The sequence below is a fragment of the Streptomyces tamarix genome (assembly GCF_032423885.1).
Classification (GTDB): Bacteria; Actinomycetota; Actinomycetes; order Streptomycetales; family Streptomycetaceae; genus Streptomyces; species Streptomyces tamarix.
Genome location: NZ_JAWCTQ010000002.1, coordinates 40,914 through 63,852 on the forward strand (window position 1 = coordinate 40,914; position 22,939 = coordinate 63,852).

Below are 22,939 nucleotides of genomic sequence, written 5' to 3' on the forward strand. Positions count from 1 at the left end.
CCCGGGGTGCTGCCGGACACTCCGGTGGCGTGCGGCGACGGGCTCATCGGCTGGTGCCTCCTTCCGGGCCCTCGGTACCGGGGCGGCCTTCACCGGCGGGTCCTGCGGCGAGTACCCCGAGCAGATCCTCCGCGAGCTCGGGCTTGAGCAGGCCGTGCGCGAGGGCCCGGTCGGCGGTCGAGCGGGCCATCGCCAGATAGCCGGCGACCGTGGCCGGCGCGTGCTTGCGCAGCTCCGCGACGTGCGCGGCGACCGTACCCGCGTCACCGCGCGCGACGGGCCCGGTCAGGGCGGCGTCACCGGACCGCAGCGCGTTGTCGAGGGCGGCGCCGAGCAGCGGGCCGAGCATCCGGTCGGGCGCGCCCACCCCGGCCCGGCGGAGCAGCTCCATCGACTGGGCCACCAGGGTGACGAGGTGGTTGGCGCCCAGGGCGAGGGCCGCGTGGTAGAGGGGGCGGGCCTCCTCGGCGATCCACTCGGGCTCGCCGCCCATCTCGATGACGAGCGCCTCGGCGGCCAGGCGCAGCTCCTCGGGCGCGGTCACCCCGAAGGAGCACCCGGCGAGCCGCTGGACGTCGACGCTCGTGCCGGTGAACGTCATGGCGGGGTGCAGGGCGAGCGGCAGTGCGCCGACCCGGCGGGCGGGGTCGAGCACACCGACGCCGTAGCGGCCGGAGGTGTGGACGAGGAGCTGGCCGGGCCGTACGGCACCGGTCTCGGCAAGACCCTCGACCAGGCCGGGCAGGGCGTCGTCGGGGACGGTGAGGAGGACCAGCTCGGCTCGTTCCAGCACCTGCGCGGGCGGGACGACGGGCACGTCGGGCAGCAGCTCGGCGGCGCGCCGCCGGGACGCGTCGGACACACCGGAGACGGCGACCGGGCGGTGTCCGGCGAGCTGCAGGGACGCGGCCAGGGCGGGTCCGACCCTGCCTGCGCCCACGACGCCGACGGCGAGTCGGGCGGGGCGGGGTTCTGCTGGTGGGTTCACGTGGCGACGGCCTTCCGTTCCAGTCCTCGGCGGGTACCGGACGATTTCTCGTCATGCTACGCCAGCGTTTCGCCGCCGCTTCCGCACCATCCACAGGCCACCGACACTCGGTCCGATAATCACACGCGCCTGTGGATGACGCGCGGGGATGATCACGGCATGGCTGATGTGATGGATGACGACGGCGAGCACGTCGGACGACGGGACGGGACCGGGGCGGAGCGGCGGGGGAAGGAGGGAGGCGGAGCCGGGCGGCACGGCGCGGAGAAGCGGGAAGGGGCGGCACACGGAGGGGGCGGACAGGAGGCCCGCGCGGGGGAAGTGCGGGAGGACGGGGCGCGGAAGGAAGAGAGGAAAGGGGGGACACGCGAAGGAGAAGCCCGGGGAGAGGGGACGCGCGAAGAGGGAGCGGAGGCCCGGGAAGAGGAAGCCCGGGAAGAAGAGACACGGGGAGGGGAGGCGTGGCAGCGGCGACGTCGGATCGCCGCGTGGCGGGCGGCCGGGCGGGTGTTGCACCGGTCGTCGGCGGAGGCGACACCGGGTGAGTGGCTCGCGGCGCTGGCCGCCGGGGGACCGTCGGTGTACGACCTGGGCGAGAGCGTCGACCTGTACGGGAGCGGGGCCGTCGAACACCTGGAGCAGCGGGTGGCGGAGCTGCTCGGGTTCCCGGCGGCGGTGTTCTTCCCGACCGGGACGATGGCCCAGCAGGTGGCGCTGCGGTGCTGGGCGGGGCGGACCGGCAACCGGGTCGTGGCGCTGCACCCGCTGGCCCATCCGGAGGTGCACGAGCGGGGCGCGCTGGGGGTGGTGAGCGGGCTGCGGACGGTGCATCCGACGAGCGCGGGCCGGCTGCCGACCGCGGACGAGGTGCGGGCGGTGGAGGAGCCGTTCGGGACGCTGATGCTGGAGTTGCCGCTGCGCGACGCGGGATTCGTGCTGCCGGCCTGGGACGAACTGGAGGAGGTGGTGGAGGCCGCCCGGGAGCGGGACGCGGTGGTGCACTTCGACGGCGCCCGGCTGTGGGAGGCGACGGCGCACTTCGGGCGGGGCCTGCCGGAGATCGCGGGCCTGGCGGACAGCGTGTACGTGTCCTTCTACAAGTCGCTGGGCGGACTGTCCGGGGCGGCGCTGGTGGGGCCCGAGACATTCGTGGAGGAGGCGCGGGCGTGGCGCCACCGGTACGGGGGCAACGTGTTCCAGCAGCACCCGGCGGTGCTGGCGGCCCTGCTGGGCCTGGAGCGGGAGTTGCCGAGGCTGCCGTCGTACGTGGCGCACGCGCGGGTCGTGGCGGCCGGCCTGCGGGAGGGGTTCGAGGCGGCGGCGGTGCCGTGGTCCCGGGTGCACCCGGAGGTGCCGCACACGCACGAGTTCCAGGTGTGGCTCCCGTACCCGGCGGAAGTCCTGACGGAGGCGGCCGTCCGTCAGGCGGAGGAGACGGGCACGGTCCTCTTCCGCCGCTGGACCGAGGGGAGCGCGGGCGGCCCGCCCGGTGTCGCGATGACCGAGGTGACGGTCACGGCACCGGGGCTGGAGTGGACGGCCGACGAGGTGAGGGAGGCGGTGCGGGGGTTCATGGAGTCGGTGCGCCGGGTGGCGCGGGAGGAATGAGCGGTGGCCGCTCCGGGGGGGCGCGTCACTTGACGGGGACCGTCAAGTGACCGTCCGCCCTGCCCGGTGCACCGCACCATAGGGGCGTGAGCGTGACGATAGACATCACGGGCCTGCCGCCCGAGCGGATCGACTTCGCGATCTCGCCCCTCGCCGAACTGGGCGTGGCCCTGCACGCGCTGGCCGAGCCGGGGCACCACCCGGGGCTGCACGGGTGGGCGACGGCCACGGCGGCGGGCCTCAGGCCCGACCTGGCCGACCGGCTCCACGAGGCGAACTTCCTGTGGACGGCGACCGTGTCCGACGTGTTCCAGCCGTACGCCGGAGTGCGGGGCGGGGACGGGCGGCCGGGGGCGACGCTCGCGGACGAGCTGGACATGCTGGACCAGCTCGACGAGGAGCGATTCGTCACGGCGGCGCTGGAGTTCAGCTGCTCCGTGACGCACGTGGCCGGTGCTCCGGTGCGGGCCGCCCGCGCACTGGAGTTGGCCGCCAACCGGGGGCCCCGGCAGTTGGACTTCACCCGCCGGCTGCTCGACGACCCGGGCGGGGTCCGGGCGTGGCTGCGGCGCCTGTTCGAGGACTGCGACGAGGCGTTCTTCGCGGACACCTGGCGCCGGGTCGGGCCGGGGCTGGCGGCCGACGCGCGGGAGAAGATCGAGTTGCTGCGCCGCCGGGGCCCGGCCGAGGCGTTGCGCGCGGTGTCCCCGGCGGTCGCGGTCGAGGAGGAGGGGGCGCGGCGGCACATCCACGTGGACAAGATGGCGCACGGCCGGACGACGGCGGTGGACCCGGGGGTCGGAGCCGGGGTGACGTTCGTGCCGACCAGTTTCGGCTGGCCGCACCTGCTGGTGCTGCACGCGCCGGGTTGGCGGCCTGTCGTGCAGTACCCGGTCGGCACGCCGTCCGTGCCGGGTCCGGCGTCGGTGGAGCTGCTGCAGCGGCGCATGGACGCGCTGGCCCATCCCATGCGGATGCGCTTGTGCCGGCAGCTGGCGCGCGGTTCGTACACGACGAGCGAGCTGGCCGACACGTACGGGATCACCCCGCCGGAGGTGTCGCGCCACCTGTCGGTCCTGAAGAAGGCCGCGCTGGTGACGGTCCGCCGCCGTGGCCGCTACGTCCTGCACCAGTTGGACGTGGCGGCGGTGGCCCGGATCGGCAGCGACTTCCTGGAGACCGTGCTGCGCTGACCGCCGGGGCGGACGCGCCGCCGGGGAGAGCGCGCCGCCGCCGGGGAGGGCCACCGGACCGAGGAAGGCACCGCCGGGAAGGGGCGTGACGGGAGGGGCGTTACGGGAGGGGGCCGCTGCCGGCGCGGACCAGTCCGGTTTCGTAGGCGAGGACGACGACCTGGACGCGGTCGCGGAGCTCCAGCTTGGTGAGGATGCGGCCGACGTGGGTCTTCACGGTCGCCTCGGAGAGGACGAGGCGGGCGGCGATCTCGCCGTTCGACAGGCCCTGGGCGACGAGGAGCATGACCTCGCGCTCCCGGTCGGTGAGGCGGGACAGGGCCTTGTGCTCCGGCTGCCCGCCGGTGCCGCTGGGCAGCATCGGGGAGAACCGGTCCAGGAGCCGGCGGGTCGTGGAGGGGGCGACCACCGCGTCGCCGCTGTGGACGGCACGGATCGCGGCGAGGAGCTCGCCGGGCGGCACGTCCTTGAGCATGAAGCCGCTGGCCCCCGCCTTCAGCCCGGAGAAGGCGTACTCGTCCAGGTCGAAGGTGGTGAGGATGAGGACGCGGGGCGCGCCGGGCTCGGCGCAGATGCGACGGGTGGCCTCCACCCCGTCGAGCTTCGGCATGCGGACGTCCATGAGCACCACGTCGACCGCCGTCGACCTCAGCACCTGCAGGGCCTCCACCCCGTCGCCCGCCTCCGCCACGACCTCCATGTCCGGCTGGGCGGCCAGCACCATGCGGAAGCCGGTGCGCAGCAGCACCTGGTCGTCGACGAGCATCAGACGGATCGTCATGTCTGGGTCCTGTTCCTAACGGGGAGGGGCCCACGGGAGGGGCCTGACGGGGAGGGGTCGGGGGCCGCGGGCCCGGGGGCCTGCGGGAGCGTTCTAGTGGGCGGGTCTCAGGGGGAGCAGCGCGCTGATCCGGAAGCCGCCGCCCGGGCGCGGTCCCGCGTCCAGGGTGCCCCCGACCATGCCGACCCGCTCGCGCATGCCGATCAGGCCGTGCCCCCTGCCGTCGGCGCCGCCGTCCACGTACATCTCGTGCGCGGCGCCCCGGCCGTCGTCCTCGACGAGCAGCCCGAGCCCGTCGTCGAAGTACGTCAGCCGCACGCACGCCCCGACGTCCGGGCCGCCGTGCTTGCGCGTGTTGGTGAGCGCCTCCTGGACGATGCGGTACGCCGTGAGCTCGACGCCGCTGGGCAGCCGGCGCGGGGTGCCCTCGACCCTGAAGTCGACGGGGAGGCCCGCGGTGCGGACCTGTTCGACGAGGTCCTCGATCTGCTGCACGTCCGGCTGCGGGACGTACTCCCCCGCCTCCTCCGGCTCACCGGTCCGCAGGATGCCGAGCAGTCGGCGCATCTCCGCGAGGGCCTGGCGGCCGGTGGACGAGATGGTCTCCAGCGCCTGCCGCGCCTGGTCCGGCGAGCTGTCCAGGACGTAGGCGGCGCCGTCCGCCTGGACGACCATGACGGACACGTTGTGGGCGACCACGTCGTGGAGTTCGCGCGCGATGCGGGCCCGTTCGGCGGCGACGGCGACCTTGGCCTGCGCCTCCCGCTCCCGCTCCAGCCGGTCCGCGCGCTCCTCCAACTGGGCCAGGTAGGCGCGGCGGGTGCGCATCGAGTCGCCGAGCACCCAGGCGAGTACGAACGGCACCGACATCACGATCGTGAAGAACACCTGCCCGGTGGTGGAGACGCCCTCCACCGGCCACCGCAACTGCGAGATCGTCGCCGCGCACGCCCCGCCGACCAGGGCGAACCGCGACGCCCAGCGCGGCCCGTCGTGGGCGGCGACGGTGTAGATGATGACGAGCATCGCGAAGTCGGCCGGGTTGGGCGGGAGGCCCACCAGGAGCTGGACGACCCCGACGGCCGCGGTCAGCAGCAGCATCGTCTCCGGCAGACGGCGGCGCAGCGCCACGACCAGCCCGAACAGCAGGACGACCGCGGCGGCGACCAGGCCGTCCGGTCCGTTCGGGACCGAGGCCACCCACAGGACGGAGAACCCGAACAGCATCAATGCCCAGAAGCTGTCGACGCCCGTCGGGTGCCTGCGGAGGAAGTCGTAGAGGCGCTGCACGTAGCCAGCGTAGGGAAACCGGATAGGTGCACGGGTCAACCAGGAGTGCGATCCGATTCGGAAGCTCCTACTCCCCAAGGTGGACACTGTGCCCGTGGCGGATGAGACGGCGAAGACGACCGGCGAGGCAACCGGCAGGACGACCGGGGGGAACGGCGTGACCTGGAGCGACCGGTCCTGGCGGGGCTGGCGGGCGGCGACGGAGGACGCCCTGTACGGGCCGGGCGGGTTCTACCTCCGCCCCGAGGGCCCCGCCGGTCACTTCCGTACCTCCGTGCACGCCTCGCCCCTGTACGCCGCCGCCGTCGCCCGGCTCCTGGAGCGCGTCGCCGCCGACCTGGCGCAGGAAGCGGGGACAGGGACGGGGGCGGGGGCAGGGGCGGACGGCCCGGACGAGGTCGCGTTCGTCGACATGGGCGCGGGCCGCGGCGAGCTGGTGACCGGGGTGCTGGCCGCGCTCCCCCCGGAGCTGCGCGTACGGGCGTACGCCGTGGAGCGCGCGCCCCGACCCCCGGGCCTGGACCCGCGCGTCGAGTGGGTCGCGCGGCCACCGGCCGGGGTGCGCGGGCTGCTGTTCGCGAACGAGTGGCTGGACAACGTCCCGGTCGACGTGGCGCAGGCCGACGACGACGGCACGCCCCGGCGCGTGGAGGTGCGGCGGGACGGCACCGAACGGCTCGGCGCGCCGGTGGCCGGGGCGGACGCGGCGTGGCTCGACCGCTGGTGGCCGCTGCGGGAACCGGGAGAGCGCGCCGAGATCGGCCGGCCCCGCGACGAGGCGTGGGCCGCCGCGGCGCGCACCCTGTCGGCCGGGCTGGCGGTCGCGGTGGACTACGCGCACACGGCGGGCGCCCGGCCCCCCTTCGGTACGCTGACCGGCTTCCGCGAGGGCCGCGAGGTCCCGCCCGTCCCGGACGGCACCTGTGACCTCACGTCCCACGTGGCCCTGGACGCCTGCGCGGCGGCGGCGTCCGGACCGGCCGAGCTGCTGTCGCAGCGGGAGGCCCTCCGGCGGCTCGGGGTCTTTGGGGAGCGGCCGGCGCTCGCGCTCGCCTCGTCCGACCCGGCCGGTTACGTCCGGGCCCTCGCCGCCGCCGGGGAGGCCGCCGAACTGACCGCGCGCGGCGGGCTCGGCGACTTCACCTGGCTGCTCCAGCGGCGGCCCGCCGGGGGATACTGAGCGGCATGACGGAGACCACCCAGCCCAGGGAGACCACGGTCGGCATCGGCGGTGCCGCGGAGAGCACCGACATGGTGCTGAACATCGGCCCCCAGCACCCCTCGACGCACGGTGTGCTCCGCCTCCGCCTGGTCCTCGACGGGGAGGTCATCCGGCACGCCGAGCCGGTGATCGGGTACATGCACCGGGGTGCCGAGAAGCTGTTCGAGGCGCGCGACTACCGGCAGATCATCGTGCTGGCCAACCGCCACGACTGGCTCTCGGCGTTCTCCAACGAGCTGGGCGTCGTCCTCGCCGTCGAGCGGATGCTCGGCATGGAGGTCCCGGAGCGGGCCGTGTGGACGCGGACCCTGCTCGCCGAGCTGAACCGGGTCCTGAACCACCTGATGTTCCTCGGCTCCTACCCGCTGGAGCTGGGCGGCATCACGCCGATCTTCCACGCGTTCCGGGAGCGGGAGGACCTCCAGCACATCATGGAGGAGGCCTCCGGCGGTCGCATCCACTACATGTTCAACCGGGTCGGCGGGTTGAAGGAGGACCTGCCCGCGGGCTGGCTGGGCAGGACCCGCGAGGCCGTCGCCGCCATCCGTTCCCGCATGGACGTGTACGACCGGCTGGTCCTCGGCAACGAGATCTTCCGTGGCCGGACCCGCGGCGTCGGCGTGCTGTCCCCGGAGGCGGCGCACGCGTACGGCGTGAGCGGCCCGATCGCCCGCGCCTCCGGCGTCGACTTCGACCTGCGCCGCGACGAGCCGTACCTGGCGTACGGGGAGCTCCAGGACACGCTGAGGGTCGTCACCCGGCAGGAGGGCGACTGCCTCGCCCGGTTCGAGTGCCTGCTGGAGCAGACGCACAACGCGCTGGACCTGGCCGACGCCTGCCTGGACCGGATCGCGGAGCTGCCGCCCGGCCCGATCAACCAGCGGCTGCCGAAGGTCCTCAAGGCACCCGAGGGACACACGTACGCGTGGACGGAGAACCCGCTCGGCGTCAACGGCTACTACCTGGTCTCCAAGGGCGACAAGACCCCGTACCGGTTGAAGCTGCGCTCCGCCTCGTACAACAACATCCAGGTGCTGTCGGAGCTGCTGCCGGGAACGCTGGTCGCGGACATGGTGGCGATCCTCGGTTCGTTCTTCTTCGTCGTCGGCGACATCGACAAGTAGGCGCCACGCGCGCGAGGGCGGCGGCGAGAACGAGTCGGAGGTCGGCCCGTACGCGCTGTAGGTGCCGCGCGCGAGGACGGCGGAACGAACGTCCGACGAGCCGGTTCCCACCGGGGGTGGGCGCCACGCGCGAGGACGGCGGCCGGGGACCCCGTCCCCGGCCGCCGTCCTCGCGCGCGTACGTGCGGAGGGCGCCCTACGAGCTGACCGCGTCCCGCAGCTCGGCCACGTCGAGCTGCTCGGTCTCGTCGTGCGCGGTGAGGTCGATGACCTCGCCGACGGCCCCCTCCCCGTCCGGCCGCCCGGCCGGCCGTGCGGCGGCGAGGGCCTCCTCGCCCACGACGTCCGCCAGGTCCTCGTCCTGGACGGCGGCCTCGATGGCGGCGGGGGCCTGCTTGCCGGTGCCGCCCCGCCGGCCCGCGCCCTTCTGCGTGCCGAAGAAGTCGAAGCTGCCCGCGGGGCGCGGGACGGGGCGGCGCTGGGCGGCGTACGGGGCGATGGTGGCCGCCGCGGGGACGGGGCGCATCGCGAGGGCGGACGTCCCGGTGGTGCCGGGGGCGGCGCCCGAGGGGCGGGACGCGGCTCCGGCGCTCCTGCGGGCCTCCTGGGCGGCGGCGTTGCGCGTGAGGCCGTCGAGGGCCCGCGCGGCGCGGAGGTAGTCGTCCCGGGTCGGCGCAAAGGACGCGGTCGCCGGCTCCCCGTTGCCCGCCGGGGTGCCGGTCGCCCCGGTCCCGGCCGCCGGGGCGCCGGGGGTGGCGGACCCCAGGGTGAGTTGGCGGCGGCCCTCCAGGGCGCTGGCGCGCTCCGTCTCGGCGGTGGCGTACCGGCGCAGCAGTTCCGCGTGCTCGTTGCGGAGGCCGGCGAGTTCGACCCGCTTGGCGCGCAGCTTCGCGTCGAGCTTGGCCCGCAGTTCGCGGGCCTCGTCGAGGTCGGCCTCCAGCTCGGCTATGCGCTCCTCGGTCTTCCACTGGTCGCCGGCGCGGGCGCGCGTCAGTTCGGCGACGCGCCGGCCGGCCGTGCGGTCCCAGGCACGCATGAGGACCGCGCCCGTGACGGCGACCGCCGCCGCGGCGGCGACGAGCAGGCGCAGGCCGAGCGGGTCGGCCAGGAGCCAGGCGCCCCCGGCGCAGAGGACGGACGCGCCGGCCACCGCGGAGGGCGGCAGCAGCCGGTGCAGGGGTGGGGAATGGCGGTGGCGTCCACGTGGCATGGCCTGAAATTTACCGTGCGTACGGGGCCTTTGGTGCGTCGGCCCGGCAACGTTTTGCCCACGCGATCCGTCCGGGCCGACCACTCCACTTCCCCGCACCGGCGGCCGTTACCCGCCGATCAGTCCCTTCTCCTCCAGGTAAGCCTTCGCGACGTCGGCGGGCTTTGCGCGCTCGGCGTCGACCTTCCGGTTCAACTCGACGAGATCGGCGGTCGACAGAGCCTTGGTGATCTTGTTGAGGGCGGTGGCGATCGCGGGTGATCCGGCGTCCTCGGCATTGACGACGGGCAGCACATTGTCGGCGTTCTGCAGTTTCTTGTCGTCCTTCAGGAGCACCAGTCCGAAGGCGTCGAGCGTGGCGTCCGTCGTCGTGGTGAGCACGAGCTGGTCGACGCCGTCCTTCACGGCCTGCTTGGCCTGCGGCGTGCCCACGCCCTTGGGGTCGATGCCCGTCACGTCGATTCCGTAGACGGACTTCAGGCCGGGCGCGCAGAACGGCCGCACGGCGCACTCGTCACCCGCGGCGATCTTCACCTTCACCTTCGAACGGCCAAGATCGGAAAGCGTCTTCAGCTTGTGCCGCGCGGCGAATTCCCCGCTCACCGCGAAAGCGTTCTGGTCGACCGCCTCACCCGCCGGAAGGACCTTCAGTCCGCGCGGCGCGGCGAGCTTCTCCAGGGCGGCCACGGTGGCCGTCACATCGCTGGACGCGACGGGCTTCTCCTCCGGCGCCTTCGGCCCGTTCACCTTCGCGTTCAGGAATTCCGCAAGCGTAGCGGCGTATTCCGGTACGACGTCGATCTCGCCCTTCTCCAGGGACGGTTCGTACAGCTCGCGGTTCTCGACCGTCTTGATGGACGTGCGGTACCCGGCGTCGGCGAGGACGCCCGCGTACAGCTCCGCGAGCACCTGCGACTCGGTGAAACCGGCCGAGCCGACGACCAACGCCGTCCCGGACGCCGGGCCGGAGGGCTCGCCGGAGGCCCCGCCGCGCTCCTCCAGGCTGCTACCGCCGCACGCGGCGAGTCCGCCGGTCAGCGCGAGCACGCCCAGAACCGCACCGGCCAGGCGGGTGCTTCCACTCATCACGATTCAGGTCTCCGTCCGTTGGGTCCATGGCCCGCGAGCACCCTGCCCGCCGCCACCAGCACGCCCTCGACGAGCAGGGCGAGGGCGCCGACGAGCAGCGCCCCTGCGAACACCTGAGCGGTGTCGTAGGTGTGGAAACCGGCGGTGATGATCCGGCCCAGGCCGCCCTCGCCCGCCATCGCGGCGAGCGTGGCCGTGGCGATCACCTGCACGGCGGCCAGCCGCAGACCGGTCATCACCATCGGCAGGGCGAGCGGCAGTTCGACCGTGCGGAACAGCTGGCCGCCCGACATCCCCATGCCGCGCGCCGCCTCGACGACCGCCCGGTCCACCTCCCGCACGCCCAGGTACGCGTTGGTCAGCAGCGGCGGCACGGCGAACAGCACCAGCGCGACGACCGTCGGTATGCCGCCGTGCCGGCCCAGTGGGGTGAGCGTCAGCAGCACCAGCACCGCCAGCGTGGGCACCGCCCGCCCGGCGTTCGACACGTTCACCGCCAGGGCGCCGCCCCGGCCGACGTGGCCCAGCCAGAACGCCAGGGGCAGCGCGATCAGGCAGGAGACCAGCAGGGAGACGCCGCTGAACCACAGGTGCTCCCCCAGCCGGTGCCACACCCCGCTCTCGCCCTGCCAGTTGGCCCCGGTCGTCAGCCACGTCCAGGCATCGCCCACCACGCCCACCGCTCAGCCCGCCTTCCCGGCGCCGCCCGGCGCCGCCCGCCGCTCCGGCACGGGCAGGGGCGCCCGCGCCCGCGACGCGCGCGTCCACGGCGTCAGCAGCCGCTGGAGGCCCAGGAGCAGCACGTCGGCGGTGACCGCCAGCAGCACGCACAGCACCGACGCGGTCAGCACCTGGGCCTTGAAGAAGCTCTTGAGGCCACCGGTGATCAGCGTGCCCAGCCCGCCGTAGTCCACCAGCGCGCCCACGGTGGTCAGGGCGACCGTCGACACCGTCGCCATCCGCACCCCGGCCAGCAGCGCGGGCAGCGCCAGCGGCAGTTCGACCTCCCACAGCATCCGCGCCGGCCCGTACCCCATCCCGCGGGCGGCCTCCCGCGTCTCGGCGGGCACGGCGGCGAGGCCGGCGAGGACGTTCCGGACGAGGATCGTCAGCGAGTACAGCACCAGGCCCGTCACCACCAGCGCCGCCGACAGCCCGAACAGCGGGAGCAGCAGCGAGAACATCGCGAGCGACGGGACCGCGTACAGCACGGTCGTCAGCCCCAGCACGGGCCCGCCGAACGCCGGTCTGGCCCGTACGAGCAGCGCCAGCGGGAAGGCCACGGCGATCCCGAGGAGGACCGACACGCCGGTGATCCACACGTGCTGCACGGTGGCGTCGACGAGCTCCTGGGCACGGGAGCGCACGTACTCCGGGCAGATCCAGTCGTTGGCCGCCAGGCAGCCGCTCATCGCCTCCCACCTCCCCCGCTCCCCGGACGGGGGCCAATCCCCGGCCGTCGCTGTGGTGTTCGATGGGAACGACCCTAACGCCCGGCACCGACAATCGTCCGGAAGACGCTCCGGACGGGCACCATGGGCCCCAACGCCACCACGCGCCACAAGGGGGAGCTGTGATCCGCTTCGAACACGTCACCAAGCGCTACGCGGACGGCACGACGGCCGTCGAGGACCTGTCGTTCGAGGTGGCGGAGGGCGAGCTGGTCACCCTCGTCGGCCCGTCCGGCTGCGGCAAGACCACCACCATGAAGATGGTCAACCGGCTCGTCGAACCGACCTCGGGCCGCGTCCTCGTCGACGGCCGGGACGTCGCCGCCACCGACCCCGTGGAGCTGCGCCGCCGCATCGGGTACGTCATCCAGCAGGTCGGTCTCTTCCCGCACCGCACGGTCCTGGAGAACACGGCGACCGTGCCGCGCCTCCTGGGCGCCCGCCGCGCCGAGGCCCACGCGCGCGCGGCGGAGCTGCTGGACCTGGTCGGCCTCGACCCGCGCGCCTTCGGCGACCGCTACCCCGACCAGCTCTCCGGCGGCCAGCGCCAGCGCGTCGGCGTCGCCCGCGCCCTCGCGGCCGACCCGCCGGTCCTGCTGATGGACGAGCCGTTCGGCGCGGTCGACCCGGTCGTGCGGGAGCACCTGCAGACCGAGTTCCTGAAGCTCCGGTCCCGGATGCGCAAGACGGTCCTGTTCGTCACGCACGACCTGGAGGAGGCGGTCCGGCTCGGCGACCGCATGGCCGTGTACGGGCACGGGAGGATCGAGCAGTTGGACGCGCCCGCCGCCGTCCTGGGCGCCCCGGCCACCCCGTACGTCGCGGAGTTCGTGGGCGCCGACCGCGCCCTGCGGCGGCTGTCCGTCACCCCGGTCGAGGAGGCCCACCTCGACCGTCCCCCCGCCGTACGCCTCGACGAACCGCTCGCGCGCGCGGGGGGCGGCGCGCGGGCCGTGGTCCTCGACGCCGACGGCCGCCCGTACGGCTGGCTGCCGGCCGACGCGGGGGCGGCCGGGGAGGCCGGCACCGTACGGGAGCGCGCCCGGCCCATGGAGGCGCGGGTGCCGCTGGGCGGGTCCCTGAAGGAGGCGTTCTCCGCGATGCTCCGGTACGACGCGGGCTGGATCCCCGTCGTGGACCCCGCCGACGGCCGCTACCTGGGCGTCCTCACCCCGGAGCGGCTGCACGAGGCGCTGCGCCGGTCCGCGGGCGGCGTCACGCCGCGCTGAGGCGCCCGCCCAGCCAGACCAGGGCGGGCGGTATCTCGCGGTTCCAGGTGCCGAAGTTGTGACCGCCGCTGTCCAGCGTGATCGACGACACGCGCGCGGGGGACCGCACCTTCGCGATGAAGTCCCGCGTCCCCTTCAGGTTCCCCTCGCCCCGCCGGGAGGTGGTCACCAGGAACGACGACCGGCCCTGCGGCAGGTGGTCGAGGCTCCACAGCAGGTCGGCCCGGGCGCGCAGCCCCGCGTCGCCCCGGAACAGGTCACCGGTCGTGATGTCCTCGGCCGCCTCGTAGTACGCCGAGAGGCCCGCTCCCGCCGCGAACCGGTCCGGGTGGTGCAGCGCGATCTTCAGCGCGCAGTAGCCGCCGGTCGAGTTGCCGATGATCCCCCAGTTCCGCGCCGCCCGGCCCACCCGGTACGTCTCCGAGACCGCCCTCGGCAGGTCCTCGGCGAAGTACGTCTCCGTCCGCGGCCCGCCCGGCACGTCCACGCACTCGGTGTCCCGCGGCGGCGCGACGGTCGGGCGGAGCATCACCAGGACCATCGGCTGCATCTTCCCGGCCTTGGCCTGCTCGTACGCGGTGCGCGGGTAGCGCAGGCCCTTGAGCAGGTTCTCGGCGGTGCCCGGGTAGCCGGTGAGGACGACGGCGGCGGGGAAGACGCGCCCCGCGTGGGCGGGCTGGAAGTACTCCGGCGGCAGGTAGACGTACGCGGGGCTGTCGATGCCCGACTTCCCGCCCGGGATGACGACCTTCTGGATCTGGCCGCCGACCTGCGGGCGGTGGCCGCCCGGCACGTCCGTCGGGCGCGTCTCCACGACCCTGACGCGGCCGGTGCCCGCCGGGTGGTCGACGACCACGCCCGGTTCCTGCTCCCGGCCCAGGAGGTCCGCCCAGGAGCCGTAGAAGAGGAAATGGCCGTTCGCGGCGAGGCCCACGGCCGCGAAGAGCGACAGTTGGGTCGCCAGGAGCAGGCCGGCCCTGCCGAGCACGGCGCGCCAGGACCGCCGGGCGAGCCGCGGCCACAGCCACACCGTGGCCGCGAACAGCGCGACGGCCACGAGGACGGCCAGTGCCAGGACCTTGTTGCTGGTGAGACCCATGCGTCGTCCAAGCCTTCTTCTTCGTCGAGATTTTCCGGGGGCGCGAGTGAACCCTCCACGCGGGCGTGCCGTCCTAGAGGGCGCACATCGTCCGGTTGTCCGGCCCCGGCACCGTCCGGGCCACGGGGACGCGTCAATCTCTCGCAGAGCCACAGGAAGCCATGTCTGTCACGGTAGATGGGGATAAGTCGGCATCGGTTCCGGCTCGGGTGCGCCGGGTCCTGCGCGGACCGCGTGCCGAGAAGGTGCCCTCGCTCGTCGGCACGGCCTGCACGTTCACCGGCCTGGTCGACATCGCCGCCGGGGTGTTCCCCCGTTTCCGGGCGAGCCGGTTCCACGACCTGGTGGGGGTCCTGCCGGGCACGCTCGGCCCGCTGTCCGCCGCGCTGTCGCTCAGCGTCGGCGTCCTGCTGCTCCTGCTCGCACACGGATTGAAGCGCCGCAAGCGCCGTGCCTGGCGGGCCGCGGTGATCCTGCTCCCGGCGGGGGCGGTGGCGCAGTTCCTGTACCGCCACTCCGTGGTCGGCGTACTGCTGTCGCTGGCCCTGCTGGCGCTGCTGCTGCGCCACCGCGGGGAGTTCGCGGCACTGCCGGACCCGCGCAGCCGCTGGCGGGCACTGGCCAACTTCGTCCTCATGGGCGCCGGATCGTTGGGCCTCGGCCTGGTCGTCGTGAGCGCCCACCCCGGCCGGATCGTCGGCGACCCCGGCCTCAGCGACCGCCTGGAGCACGTCCTGCTCGGCCTGTTCGGCGTCGAGGGACCCGTCGCGTACGGCGGCGGCGTCTCCTGGACGGTCGGGTACTCGCTCGGCGCGCTCGGCCTGCTCACCGCCGTCACCACCGTCTACCTGGCGTTCCGCCCCGAGCACCCGGTCGCCCGGCTCACCGGGGACGACGAGGCCCGGCTGCGGGAGCTGCTCGCCAGGCACGGCGGGCGGGACTCGCTGGGCCACTTCGCGCTCCGCCGCGACAAGGCGGTCGTCTTCTCCCCGAGCGGCAAGGCCGCCGTCACGTACCGCGTCGTCTCCGGGGTGATGCTGGCCAGCGGCGACCCGATCGGGGACGTGGAGGCCTGGCCGGGCGCCATCGAGCGGTTCATGGACGAGGCCAAGGCGCACTCCTGGACGCCCGCCGTCATGGGCTGCTCCGAGACCGGCGGCCAGGTCTGGACCCGCGAGACCGGCCTGGACGCGCTGGAGCTGGGCGACGAGGCGGTGGTGGAGGTCGCGGATTTCTCCCTGTCCGGGCGCGCCATGCGGAACGTGCGCCAGATGGTCAAGCGCATCGAGCGCAATGGCTACGAGACCCGGGTGCGGCGCGCCCGTGACCTGCCGGACGGCGAGCTGGAACGCATCCGGCGGGCCGCCGCCGACTGGCGGGGCACCGACACCGAGCGCGGCTTCTCCATGGCCCTGGGCCGCATCGGGGACCCGGCGGACGGCGACGCGGTCGTCGCGACCGCCCACAAGGCGGACGACACGGCGGACACGTCCCCGTACGGCGACCTGAAGGCGATCATCCACTTCGTGCCGTGGGGGCCGGACGGCATGTCCCTGGAGCTGATGCGCCGCGACCGGTCCGCCGACCCCGGCATGAACGAACTGCTGATCGTCGCCGCCCTCCAGGCGGCCCCGCGGCTGGGCGTGGCACGGGTGTCGCTGAACTTCGCGATGTTCCGCTCGGCGCTGGCCCGCGGCGAGAGGCTGGGCGCGGGCCCGGTCCTGCGGGTGTGGCGCGGGCTGCTGGTCTTCCTGTCCCGCTGGTTCCAGATCGAGTCGCTGTACAAGTTCAACGCGAAGTTCCAGCCGCGCTGGGAGCCCCGCTTCGTCGTGTACCGCACCACGCGCGACCTGCCCCGCATCGGCTTCGCCGCGATGCAGGCCGAGGGCTTCGTGAACGTGGCCCCGCCCCGCCCGTTCCGCCGCCGCGCCGCCCGCCCGGCCCGCCCCTGCGCCCACGTCGCGCCCGGGCAGGGCGTGCGCGCGGCCTGAGGCCCCGCCCGCGCCCGGGGCGGGCCGCCACCCGGCCGGACCCGGGGGCCCGGCCCGGTCGGCACCCCGTCCCCCGCGCGGGCCTAGGCTGGGGGCATGAGTACGTTGCGCGGACGGGGTACGGTCCAGGGGCTGCCGGAGTGGGACCGCTGCGCGGTCATGGGCGTCGTCAACGTGACGCCCGACTCCTTCTCCGACGGCGGGCGCTGGTTCGACACCACCGCCGCCGTCAAGCACGGCCTGGAGCTGGTCGCCCAGGGCGCGGACCTGGTGGACGTCGGCGGGGAGTCGACGCGCCCGGGCGCCAGCCGGGTGGACGAGGACGAGGAGCTGCGGCGGGTCGTGCCGGTCGTACGGGGCCTGGCCTCGGAAGGGGTCACCGTTTCCGTCGACACGATGCGCGCGTCGGTCGCCCGCCGGGCCGTGGAGGCGGGCGCCGTGCTCGTCAACGACGTCAGCGGCGGCCTGGCCGACCCGGACATGGTCCCGTCCGTCGCCGCCGCCGAAGTGCCGTTCGTCGTGATGCACTGGCGCGGCTTCAGCGAGGGCATGAACGGCCTCGCCGTCTACGACGACGTGGTCGCCGAGGTCGTCGCGGAGGTCCACGCGCGCGTGGAGGCCGTCGTCGCGGGCGGCGTCGCCCCCGAACGGCTCATCGTCGACCCCGGTCTGGGCTTCGCCAAGCAGGCCGAGCACGACCTGGCCCTCGTGGCGCACCTGGCGGAGCTGCGGGCCCTCGGGCGCCCCCTGCTGGTCGCCGCCTCCCGGAAGCGGTTCCTGGGCCGCGTACTGGCCGGGGAGGGGCACGCCCCGCCGCCGGCGCGGGAGCGGGACGCCGCGACGGCCGCGGTCTCCGCGATCGCCGCCCACGAGGGCGCCTGGGCCGTACGCGTCCACGAGGTGCGCGCGACGGCGGACGCGGTCCGCGTGGCCCGCGCCGTCGAGGGCGCCGCCTCGTGAGCGGCGCCCGCACGGACACCGAGGCGGTCGAACGGGCCAACACCGCCTTCTACGAGGCGGTGGAGCAGGGCGACTTTGAAGCGGTCGCCGACCTGTGGCTGGACGAGCGGCACGGCGGGATCTCCTGCGTCCACCCGGGCTGGCCGGTGCTGTCGGGCCGGGGCGAGGTCCTCCGCTCGTACGCGCTGATCATGGCGAACACCGAGTACATCCAGTTCTTCCTGACCGATGTGAAGGTGTCGGTCGCGGCGGACACGGCGGTGGTGACCTGCACGGAGAACATCCTCAGCGGCGGCCCCGCCGAGGACGGCGCCGAGCTGGGCCCGCTGGTCGGGCAGCTGGTCGTCGCGACGAACGTGTTCCGCCGCACCCCGGACGGCTGGAAGGTCTGGTCCCACCACGGCTCGCCCGTCCTGGCGGAATCCGACGACGAGGAGGACGACGAGAGCGCGGTGTGAGCGCTCCGAGCGGGTAGACGGGCCGTGGGGAAACCGCCGGCGGGACCGTGTGCGGGCCGTGTCGGTGGCCGCGGGTAGATTCGAGGGGCTGCGACCGGACCGACCGCACCCGGCCGGGAGCCGCCCAGACCTACGACAGCAGGAGTGATTCGCGTGGATCGTGTCGCACTGCGCGGCCTCAAGGCCCGCGGGCACCACGGCGTCTTCCCCAAGGAGCGGGAGGAGGGCCAGACGTTCATCGTGGACGTGGTACTGGGCCTCGACACCCGGCCCGCCGCCGCGGAGGACGACCTGACCAAGACCGTCCACTACGGCATCGTCGCCGAGGAGGTCGTCGACGTGGTGCGGGGAGAGCCGGTCGACCTGATCGAGACGCTGGCCGAGCGCATCGCCCAGCGGTGCCTCAAGCACGAGGGTGTCCAGGAGGTCGAGGTGTGCGTGCACAAGCCGGACGCCCCGATCACCGTCCCGTTCGACGACGTGACCATCACGATCACCCGGAGCCGCGTATGAACCGCACGCCCAGCGACCCGACGGTACAGCCGGTGCCCGCCTCCGTGACGGAGCAGGTCGACGCCGCCGACACGACGCTGACCAACCCGAGGCTGGCCGTCCTCTCCCTCGGCGGCAACCTCGGCAACCGCCTGGAGAACCTCCAGGGCGCCATCGACGCCCTGGAGGACACGCCCGGCGTGCGGGTCAAGGCCGTGTCGCCGGTCTACGAGACGGAGCCCTGGGGCGTCGAGCCGGACGCCCAGCCCCCGTACCTGAACGCCGTGGTGGTGGTGAAGACCACGCTGCCCCCCTCGTCGCTGCTGGAGCGGGCGCACGCCGTGGAGGAGGCCTTCGACCGCGTGCGCACGGAGCGGTGGGGCGCCCGGACCGTCGACGTGGACATCGTGACGTACGCGGACGAGGTCTCCGACGACCCGGCCCTCACCCTGCCCCACCCGCGCGCCCACCAGCGGGCCTTCGTGCTGCGCCCGTGGCTGGACGTGGAGCCGGAGGCCCAGCTCCCGGGGGCGGGCCGGGTCGCGGACCTGTTGGCCGGTGTCGCCCAGGAGGGCGTCACCGTCCGCGGCGACCTGGAACTCCGCCTCCCCGACTGACCGTTGCCCGTACGGAACGGCAGGCAACGGCACCGACAGACGCGAAGGACACCGGTGAAGCAACTGAGGGTCAAGGTACTGGCCGGACTCTTCGTGGTGGCCGGAGTCCTCTCCTGGGGCGGCGCCCGGCTGTGGGACGCGTTCGGCACGCTGCCGAGCGTCCCGCTGGCCGCGCCGATCGTGCTGGCCGCGATCGCGGCGGTCCTCGCGGCGACGGCGCTGTCCCTGCGCTCCCGCCTGAAGGCGCAGCGGGAGCGCCGCCCCGGCGCGAAGGGCGTGGAGCCGCTGCTGGCGGCCCGCGCGGTGGTCTTCGGCCAGGCCAGCGCGCTGGTCACGGCCGCGGTGAGCGGAATGTACGGGGGGACCGGGGTCTTCCTGCTGGGCTCCCTGGACGTCCCGGCCCGCCGCGACCAGGCCCTCTACGCGGGCTTCGCCGTCCTGGCCGGCATCGCGGTGGTCGCGGCGGCCCTGTTCCTGGAGCGGGTGTGCCGGCTCCCCGAGGACGACGAGCCCCCGGGCGCCTCCCCGACGACGGCGTGACCGCCCCCGCCGGGGCACCGCCCCCGCCGGGCCGTCCACGCCCGCCTACGCCCCGCGTGGCTCCGCGCGCGGCCGTGCGCCGCTAGTTCGCCATGATGAGGCTCATCGCCTCGGCGCGGGTCGCCACGTCCCGGAGCTGGCCGCGCACGGCCGACGTGAGGGTCTTGGCGCCGGGCTTGCGGATCCCGCGCATGGACATGCACATGTGCTCGCACTCGATGACCACGATCACGCCGCGCGGTTCGAGGATCTTCATCAGCGAGTCGGCGATCTGCGTGGTCAGCCGCTCCTGCACCTGGGGGCGGCGCGCGTACACGTCCACCAGCCGGGCCAGCTTCGACAGGCCGGTGATCTTGCCGGAGGTCGAGGGGATGTAGCCGACGTGGGCCACGCCGCGGAAGGGCACCAGGTGGTGCTCGCAGGTCGAGAAGACCTCGATGTCCTTGACCAGCACCATCTCGTCGTGGCCGAGGTCGAAGGTCGTGGTCAGCACGTCCTCCGGCTCCTGCCACAGGCCGGCGAATATCTCCCGGTAGGCCCGCGCGACCCGGGCCGGCGTCTCCCGCAGTCCCTCCCGGTCCGGGTTCTCACCGATCGCGATGAGGAGTTCGCGCACGGCGTTCTCGGCGCGCTTCTCGTCGAACTCGCCGATCGTGCCCTCGCCGTCCAGCGTCACCGCGTCGGTCATGTGTGCCTCGTTCCGTCTTCCCTGAGTGCGCGAACGCCGCGCCCCCACAGGCTAGAACCTGGGGGGCGCGGCATCCATTCCGGGTGGGATCCGGGGTCAGGACTCCGGACGGTCCTCCGGGACCGCGTCGGTGGCCTTCGTGGTCTCCACCGGCGTGGCCGTGGTGGCCGTCGACGGGGTGGCGCCGTTGGTCAGCGCCAGCTCCTTCGGGGAGAGCACCGGCGGCCGCGTCGACGGCGTACGCCGCGAGGAGCCGGTCCACGCCGGGCGCGGCGGGCGCTTCACGATCGGGGCGAAGATCTCGGCGATCTCCTCCTTGCCGAGAGTCTCCTTCTCCAGGAGCTGGAGGACCAGGTTGTCGAGGACGTCGCGGTTCTCGACGAGGATCTCCCACGCCTCGTTGTGCGCCGTCTCGATGAGCTTCTTGACCTCCTCGTCGACCAGCGCGGCGACCTCTTCGGAGTAGTCACGCTGGTGCGCCATCTCGCGGCCGAGGAACGGCTCGGTGTTGTCGCCGCCGAACTTGATCGCGCCGAGTCGCTCGGTCATGCCGTACTGCGTGACCATCGCGCGGGCCGTGGCCGTGGCCTTCTCGATGTCGTTGGCCGCGCCCGTGGTCGGGTCGTGGAAGACCAGCTCCTCGGCGGCGCGCCCGCCCAGCATGTACGCGAGCTGGTCGAGCATCTCGTTGCGCGTGGTCGAGTACTTGTCCTCGTCCGGCAGGACCATCGTGTAGCCCAGGGCACGGCCGCGGGACAGGATGGTGATCTTGTGGACGGGGTCGGAGTTCGGGGACGCCGCGGCGACGAGGGCGTGACCGGCCTCGTGGTACGCGGTGATCTTCTTCTCCTTGTCCGACATGATCCGGGTCCGCTTCTGCGGGCCCGCGACCACGCGGTCGATCGCCTCGTCCAGCATGTGGTTGTCGATGAGCTTCTTGTCGCTGCGCGCCGTGAGGAGCGCCGCCTCGTTCAGCACGTTCGACAGGTCGGCGCCGGTGAAGCCCGGCGTACGGCGGGCGACGGCGGCCAGGTCGACGTCGGGCGCGACCGGCTTCCCCTTCTGGTGGACCTTGAGGATCTCCAGACGGCCCTGCATGTCCGGGCGGTCGACCGCGATCTGGCGGTCGAAGCGGCCGGGGCGCAGGAGGGCCGGGTCGAGGATGTCCGGGCGGTTCGTGGCGGCGATCAGGATGACGCCGCCCTTGACGTCGAAGCCGTCCATCTCGACGAGCAGCTGGTTCAGGGTCTGCTCGCGCTCGTCGTGGCCGCCGCCGAGGCCCGCGCCGCGGTGCCGGCCGACGGCGTCGATCTCGTCGACGAAGACGATCGCCGGGGCGTTCGCCTTGGCCTGCTCGAAGAGGTCGCGGACGCGGGAGGCGCCGACACCCACGAACATCTCGACGAAGTCGGAGCCGGAGATCGAGTAGAAGGGGACGCCCGCCTCGCCGGCGACGGCGCGCGCCAGGAGCGTCTTGCCCGTTCCGGGCGGGCCGTAGAGCAGCACACCCTTGGGGATCTTGGCGCCGACGGCCTGGAACTTGGCGGGCTCCTGGAGGAACTCCTTGATCTCGTGGAGCTCCTCGACGGCCTCGTCCGAGCCGGCGACGTCGGCGAACGTCGTCTTGGGGGTGTCCTTGGTGATCAGCTTGGCCTTGGACTTCCCGAAGTTCATGACGCGGGAGCCGCCGCCCTGCATCTGGTTCATCAGGAAGAGGAAGACCAGGACGATCAGGACGAAGGGCAGCAGCGAGAGCAGCACGGAGACGAAGGCGCTCTGCTTCGTCGGCGAGATCGTGTAGCCGTCCTCGATCTCACCGGCCTCGTACTTCTGCTGCAGCGTCGCGGCGAGGTCGGAACCCTGGGTCCCGATGTAGCTCGCCTGGATCTTGTCGCTGCCGTCGATCTTCTGGCCGTCCTTCAGGTCGGCCTTGATCATCTGTTCGTCGCCGGTGGTCAGCTTGACCTGGTCGACCTGGTTCTTGGCGATCGCCTGGACGACCTTGCCGGTGTCCACCGTCTTGTAGCCGCCCGACGAGCCGACGACCTGCATCAACACGACCACGGCGAGGACGGCCAGCACGATCCACATGACCGGCCCACGGAAGTATCGCTTCACGTCCATCCATACGGAGCGATGACGCCCCGTCCCTCCTGCCCGTAGGTAAATGCTGCTGTGAGAGTGTGAGACTACGTGCTGGCGTCTGGGTCAGCACGGGTGTGGAAAAAAGCTGTTCTTCGGACGGTACCCCAGCATTGTCGCCCGTGGCCGCCTTCCCCACGTCCAACGCGGAGGAGGCGGCCAGGGTTCCCGGGTCGCCGCGGCCCCGGGCCGTCAGCCGCCGTAGACGTGCGGCGCGAGCGTCCCGACGAACGGGAGGTTGCGGTACTTCTCGGCGTAGTCCAGCCCGTACCCCACGACGAACTCGTTGGGGATGTCGAAGCCGATCCACTTCACGTCGATCGCCACCTTCGCCGCCTCGGGCTTGCGCAGCAGCGTGCAGACCTCCAGGGAGGCCGGCTCGCGCGAGCCGAGGTTGGAGAGCAGCCAGGACAGGGTCAGCCCGGAGTCGATGATGTCCTCGACGATCAGGACGTGCTTGCCCTTGATGTCGGTGTCCAGGTCCTTGAGGATCCGGACGACGCCCGAGGACTGGGTGCCCGCCCCGTACGAGGAGACGGCCATCCAGTCCATGGTGACGGGGGTGGACAGGGCGCGCGCCAGGTCCGCCATCACCATCACGGCGCCCTTGAGGACGCCGACGATGAGCAGGTCCTTGCCCGCGTACTCCGCGTCGATCTTCGACGCCAGCTCGGCCAGCTTGGCGTCGATCTCTTCCTTGGTGATGAGCACCGACTTGAGGTCGGCACCCATGTCGTTCTGGTTCACCCGGGTCACTTTCGTTGCAG

The 22,939-nt window shown here is 73.5% G+C and carries 22 protein-coding genes; 11 read left to right on the plus strand and 11 right to left on the minus strand.

Going from position 1 to position 22,939, the window contains the following annotated elements:
• Positions 1 to 43: 43 nt before the first annotated feature.
• Positions 44 to 988 carry a Rossmann-like and DUF2520 domain-containing protein gene (locus RND61_RS02240; protein WP_315875917.1) on the minus strand — a complete coding sequence of 315 codons (945 nt, stop codon included), beginning with the start codon at positions 986 to 988 and terminating at the stop codon, positions 44 to 46.
• 171 nt (positions 989 to 1,159) lie between these two features.
• Between RND61_RS02240 and RND61_RS02245 the strand changes: the two genes are divergently transcribed.
• Positions 1,160 to 2,596 (plus strand): beta-eliminating lyase-related protein, encoded by a 1,437-nt coding sequence (locus tag RND61_RS02245; RefSeq protein ID WP_315876106.1) that lies wholly within the window; start codon positions 1,160 to 1,162, stop codon positions 2,594 to 2,596.
• 92 nt (positions 2,597 to 2,688) lie between these two features.
• A complete protein-coding gene (locus tag RND61_RS02250; protein ID WP_315876108.1) occupies positions 2,689 to 3,789 on the plus strand; it encodes a DUF5937 family protein in 1,101 nt (366 codons plus the stop codon).
• Between the two features lie 100 nt (positions 3,790 to 3,889).
• Here the strand turns inward: RND61_RS02250 and RND61_RS02255 are convergent, their stop codons facing one another.
• Together RND61_RS02255 and RND61_RS02260 are read right to left on the minus strand one after the other, a co-directional pair.
• On the minus strand, positions 3,890 to 4,570 hold the full coding sequence (locus tag RND61_RS02255) for a response regulator transcription factor (RefSeq protein ID WP_315875918.1): 681 nt from the start codon (positions 4,568 to 4,570) through the stop codon (positions 3,890 to 3,892).
• A 93-nt stretch (positions 4,571 to 4,663) separates the two neighbouring features.
• Positions 4,664 to 5,860, minus strand: a complete 1,197-nt coding sequence (locus RND61_RS02260; RefSeq protein ID WP_315875919.1) for a sensor histidine kinase — start codon at positions 5,858 to 5,860, stop codon at positions 4,664 to 4,666.
• A 157-nt stretch (positions 5,861 to 6,017) separates the two neighbouring features.
• Between RND61_RS02260 and RND61_RS02265 the strand changes: the two genes are divergently transcribed.
• Positions 6,018 to 7,040, plus strand: coding sequence for an SAM-dependent methyltransferase (locus RND61_RS02265; protein ID WP_315876109.1), 1,023 nt, complete (start codon positions 6,018 to 6,020; stop codon positions 7,038 to 7,040).
• A 5-nt stretch (positions 7,041 to 7,045) separates the two neighbouring features.
• On the plus strand, positions 7,046 to 8,206 hold the full coding sequence (locus RND61_RS02270; protein ID WP_315875920.1) for an NADH-quinone oxidoreductase subunit D: 1,161 nt from the start codon (positions 7,046 to 7,048) through the stop codon (positions 8,204 to 8,206).
• Positions 8,207 to 8,402: 196 nt separating this feature from the next.
• Here RND61_RS02270 and RND61_RS02275 read toward each other — a convergent pair whose 3' ends face one another.
• The 4 genes from RND61_RS02275 to RND61_RS02290 all read right to left on the minus strand — a co-directional run bounded on the left by RND61_RS02275 (position 8,403) and on the right by RND61_RS02290 (position 11,917).
• Positions 8,403 to 9,416, minus strand: a complete 1,014-nt coding sequence (locus RND61_RS02275) for a coiled-coil domain-containing protein (protein ID WP_315875921.1) — start codon at positions 9,414 to 9,416, stop codon at positions 8,403 to 8,405.
• Between the two features lie 108 nt (positions 9,417 to 9,524).
• Positions 9,525 to 10,502 carry an ABC transporter substrate-binding protein gene (locus RND61_RS02280; protein ID WP_315875922.1) on the minus strand — a complete coding sequence of 326 codons (978 nt, stop codon included), beginning with the start codon at positions 10,500 to 10,502 and terminating at the stop codon, positions 9,525 to 9,527.
• Positions 10,502 to 11,185 (minus strand): ABC transporter permease, encoded by a 684-nt coding sequence (locus RND61_RS02285; protein ID WP_315875924.1) that lies wholly within the window; start codon positions 11,183 to 11,185, stop codon positions 10,502 to 10,504. The genes RND61_RS02280 and RND61_RS02285 overlap by 1 nt, the downstream gene beginning before the upstream one ends.
• A gap of 3 nt (positions 11,186 to 11,188) precedes the next feature.
• Complete coding sequence (locus RND61_RS02290; protein ID WP_315875925.1) at positions 11,189 to 11,917, minus strand: ABC transporter permease; 729 nt, start codon at positions 11,915 to 11,917, stop codon at positions 11,189 to 11,191.
• A 161-nt stretch (positions 11,918 to 12,078) separates the two neighbouring features.
• Here RND61_RS02290 and RND61_RS02295 point away from each other — a divergent pair, with 161 nt between their 5' ends.
• Positions 12,079 to 13,185: an ABC transporter ATP-binding protein gene (locus RND61_RS02295; protein WP_315875926.1), complete on the plus strand. Its 1,107-nt coding sequence runs from the start codon at positions 12,079 to 12,081 to the stop codon at positions 13,183 to 13,185.
• Here RND61_RS02295 and RND61_RS02300 read toward each other — a convergent pair.
• A complete protein-coding gene (locus RND61_RS02300) occupies positions 13,172 to 14,284 on the minus strand; it encodes an alpha/beta hydrolase (RefSeq protein WP_315875927.1) in 1,113 nt (370 codons plus the stop codon). The genes RND61_RS02295 and RND61_RS02300 overlap by 14 nt on opposite strands.
• Before the next feature lie 161 nt (positions 14,285 to 14,445).
• Between RND61_RS02300 and RND61_RS02305 the strand changes: the two genes are divergently transcribed.
• The 6 genes from RND61_RS02305 (at position 14,446) to RND61_RS02330 (ending at position 19,342) form a co-directional block, all read left to right on the plus strand.
• Positions 14,446 to 16,275 (plus strand): phosphatidylglycerol lysyltransferase domain-containing protein, encoded by a 1,830-nt coding sequence (locus RND61_RS02305; RefSeq protein ID WP_315875928.1) that lies wholly within the window; start codon positions 14,446 to 14,448, stop codon positions 16,273 to 16,275.
• Positions 16,276 to 16,371: 96 nt separating this feature from the next.
• A complete protein-coding gene (gene folP, locus RND61_RS02310; protein ID WP_315875929.1) occupies positions 16,372 to 17,235 on the plus strand; it encodes a dihydropteroate synthase in 864 nt (287 codons plus the stop codon).
• Positions 17,232 to 17,693 carry a nuclear transport factor 2 family protein gene (locus RND61_RS02315; RefSeq protein WP_315875930.1) on the plus strand — a complete coding sequence of 154 codons (462 nt, stop codon included), beginning with the start codon at positions 17,232 to 17,234 and terminating at the stop codon, positions 17,691 to 17,693. The genes folP and RND61_RS02315 overlap by 4 nt, the downstream gene beginning before the upstream one ends.
• Positions 17,694 to 17,846: 153 nt before the next feature.
• Positions 17,847 to 18,206, plus strand: coding sequence for a dihydroneopterin aldolase (gene folB, locus RND61_RS02320; protein WP_315875931.1), 360 nt, complete (start codon positions 17,847 to 17,849; stop codon positions 18,204 to 18,206).
• On the plus strand, positions 18,203 to 18,802 hold the full coding sequence (folK, locus tag RND61_RS02325) for a 2-amino-4-hydroxy-6-hydroxymethyldihydropteridine diphosphokinase (RefSeq protein WP_315875932.1): 600 nt from the start codon (positions 18,203 to 18,205) through the stop codon (positions 18,800 to 18,802). Before folB ends, folK begins: the two co-directional genes overlap by 4 nt.
• Positions 18,803 to 18,856: 54 nt before the next feature.
• A complete protein-coding gene (locus RND61_RS02330) occupies positions 18,857 to 19,342 on the plus strand; it encodes a DUF3180 domain-containing protein (RefSeq protein ID WP_315875933.1) in 486 nt (161 codons plus the stop codon).
• A gap of 82 nt (positions 19,343 to 19,424) precedes the next feature.
• Here the strand turns inward: RND61_RS02330 and folE are convergent, their stop codons facing one another.
• The 3 genes from folE to hpt all read right to left on the minus strand — a co-directional run bounded on the left by folE (position 19,425) and on the right by hpt (position 22,904).
• Positions 19,425 to 20,030, minus strand: coding sequence for a GTP cyclohydrolase I FolE (gene folE / locus RND61_RS02335; RefSeq protein WP_315875934.1), 606 nt, complete (start codon positions 20,028 to 20,030; stop codon positions 19,425 to 19,427).
• A 96-nt stretch (positions 20,031 to 20,126) separates the two neighbouring features.
• Complete coding sequence (ftsH, locus tag RND61_RS02340; RefSeq protein WP_315875935.1) at positions 20,127 to 22,154, minus strand: ATP-dependent zinc metalloprotease FtsH; 2,028 nt, start codon at positions 22,152 to 22,154, stop codon at positions 20,127 to 20,129.
• A gap of 210 nt (positions 22,155 to 22,364) precedes the next feature.
• Complete coding sequence (gene hpt / locus RND61_RS02345; RefSeq protein WP_037947448.1) at positions 22,365 to 22,904, minus strand: hypoxanthine phosphoribosyltransferase; 540 nt, start codon at positions 22,902 to 22,904, stop codon at positions 22,365 to 22,367.
• Positions 22,905 to 22,939: the final 35 nt, after the last annotated feature.

What these genes read in the sequence shown, in the direction of transcription:
- RND61_RS02245 (WP_315876106.1), top strand. Translation starts at nt 1,160, where the DNA reads ATGGATGACGACGGCGAGCACGTCGGACGACGGGACGGGACCGGGGCG.
- RND61_RS02255 (WP_315875918.1), bottom strand. Translation starts at nt 4,570, where the DNA reads ATGACGATCCGTCTGATGCTCGTCGACGACCAGGTGCTGCTGCGCACC.
- RND61_RS02270 (WP_315875920.1), top strand. Translation starts at nt 7,046, where the DNA reads ATGACGGAGACCACCCAGCCCAGGGAGACCACGGTCGGCATCGGCGGT.
- RND61_RS02275 (WP_315875921.1), bottom strand. Translation starts at nt 9,416, where the DNA reads ATGCCACGTGGACGCCACCGCCATTCCCCACCCCTGCACCGGCTGCTG.
- RND61_RS02280 (WP_315875922.1), bottom strand. Translation starts at nt 10,502, where the DNA reads ATGAGTGGAAGCACCCGCCTGGCCGGTGCGGTTCTGGGCGTGCTCGCG.
- RND61_RS02290 (WP_315875925.1), bottom strand. Translation starts at nt 11,917, where the DNA reads ATGAGCGGCTGCCTGGCGGCCAACGACTGGATCTGCCCGGAGTACGTG.
- RND61_RS02300 (WP_315875927.1), bottom strand. Translation starts at nt 14,284, where the DNA reads ATGGGTCTCACCAGCAACAAGGTCCTGGCACTGGCCGTCCTCGTGGCC.
- RND61_RS02305 (WP_315875928.1), top strand. Translation starts at nt 14,446, where the DNA reads ATGTCTGTCACGGTAGATGGGGATAAGTCGGCATCGGTTCCGGCTCGG.
- folP (WP_315875929.1), top strand. Translation starts at nt 16,372, where the DNA reads ATGAGTACGTTGCGCGGACGGGGTACGGTCCAGGGGCTGCCGGAGTGG.
- folK (WP_315875932.1), top strand. Translation starts at nt 18,203, where the DNA reads ATGAACCGCACGCCCAGCGACCCGACGGTACAGCCGGTGCCCGCCTCC.
- folE (WP_315875934.1), bottom strand. Translation starts at nt 20,030, where the DNA reads ATGACCGACGCGGTGACGCTGGACGGCGAGGGCACGATCGGCGAGTTC.
- ftsH (WP_315875935.1), bottom strand. Translation starts at nt 22,154, where the DNA reads ATGGACGTGAAGCGATACTTCCGTGGGCCGGTCATGTGGATCGTGCTG.
- hpt (WP_037947448.1), bottom strand. Translation starts at nt 22,904, where the DNA reads ATGGGTGCCGACCTCAAGTCGGTGCTCATCACCAAGGAAGAGATCGAC.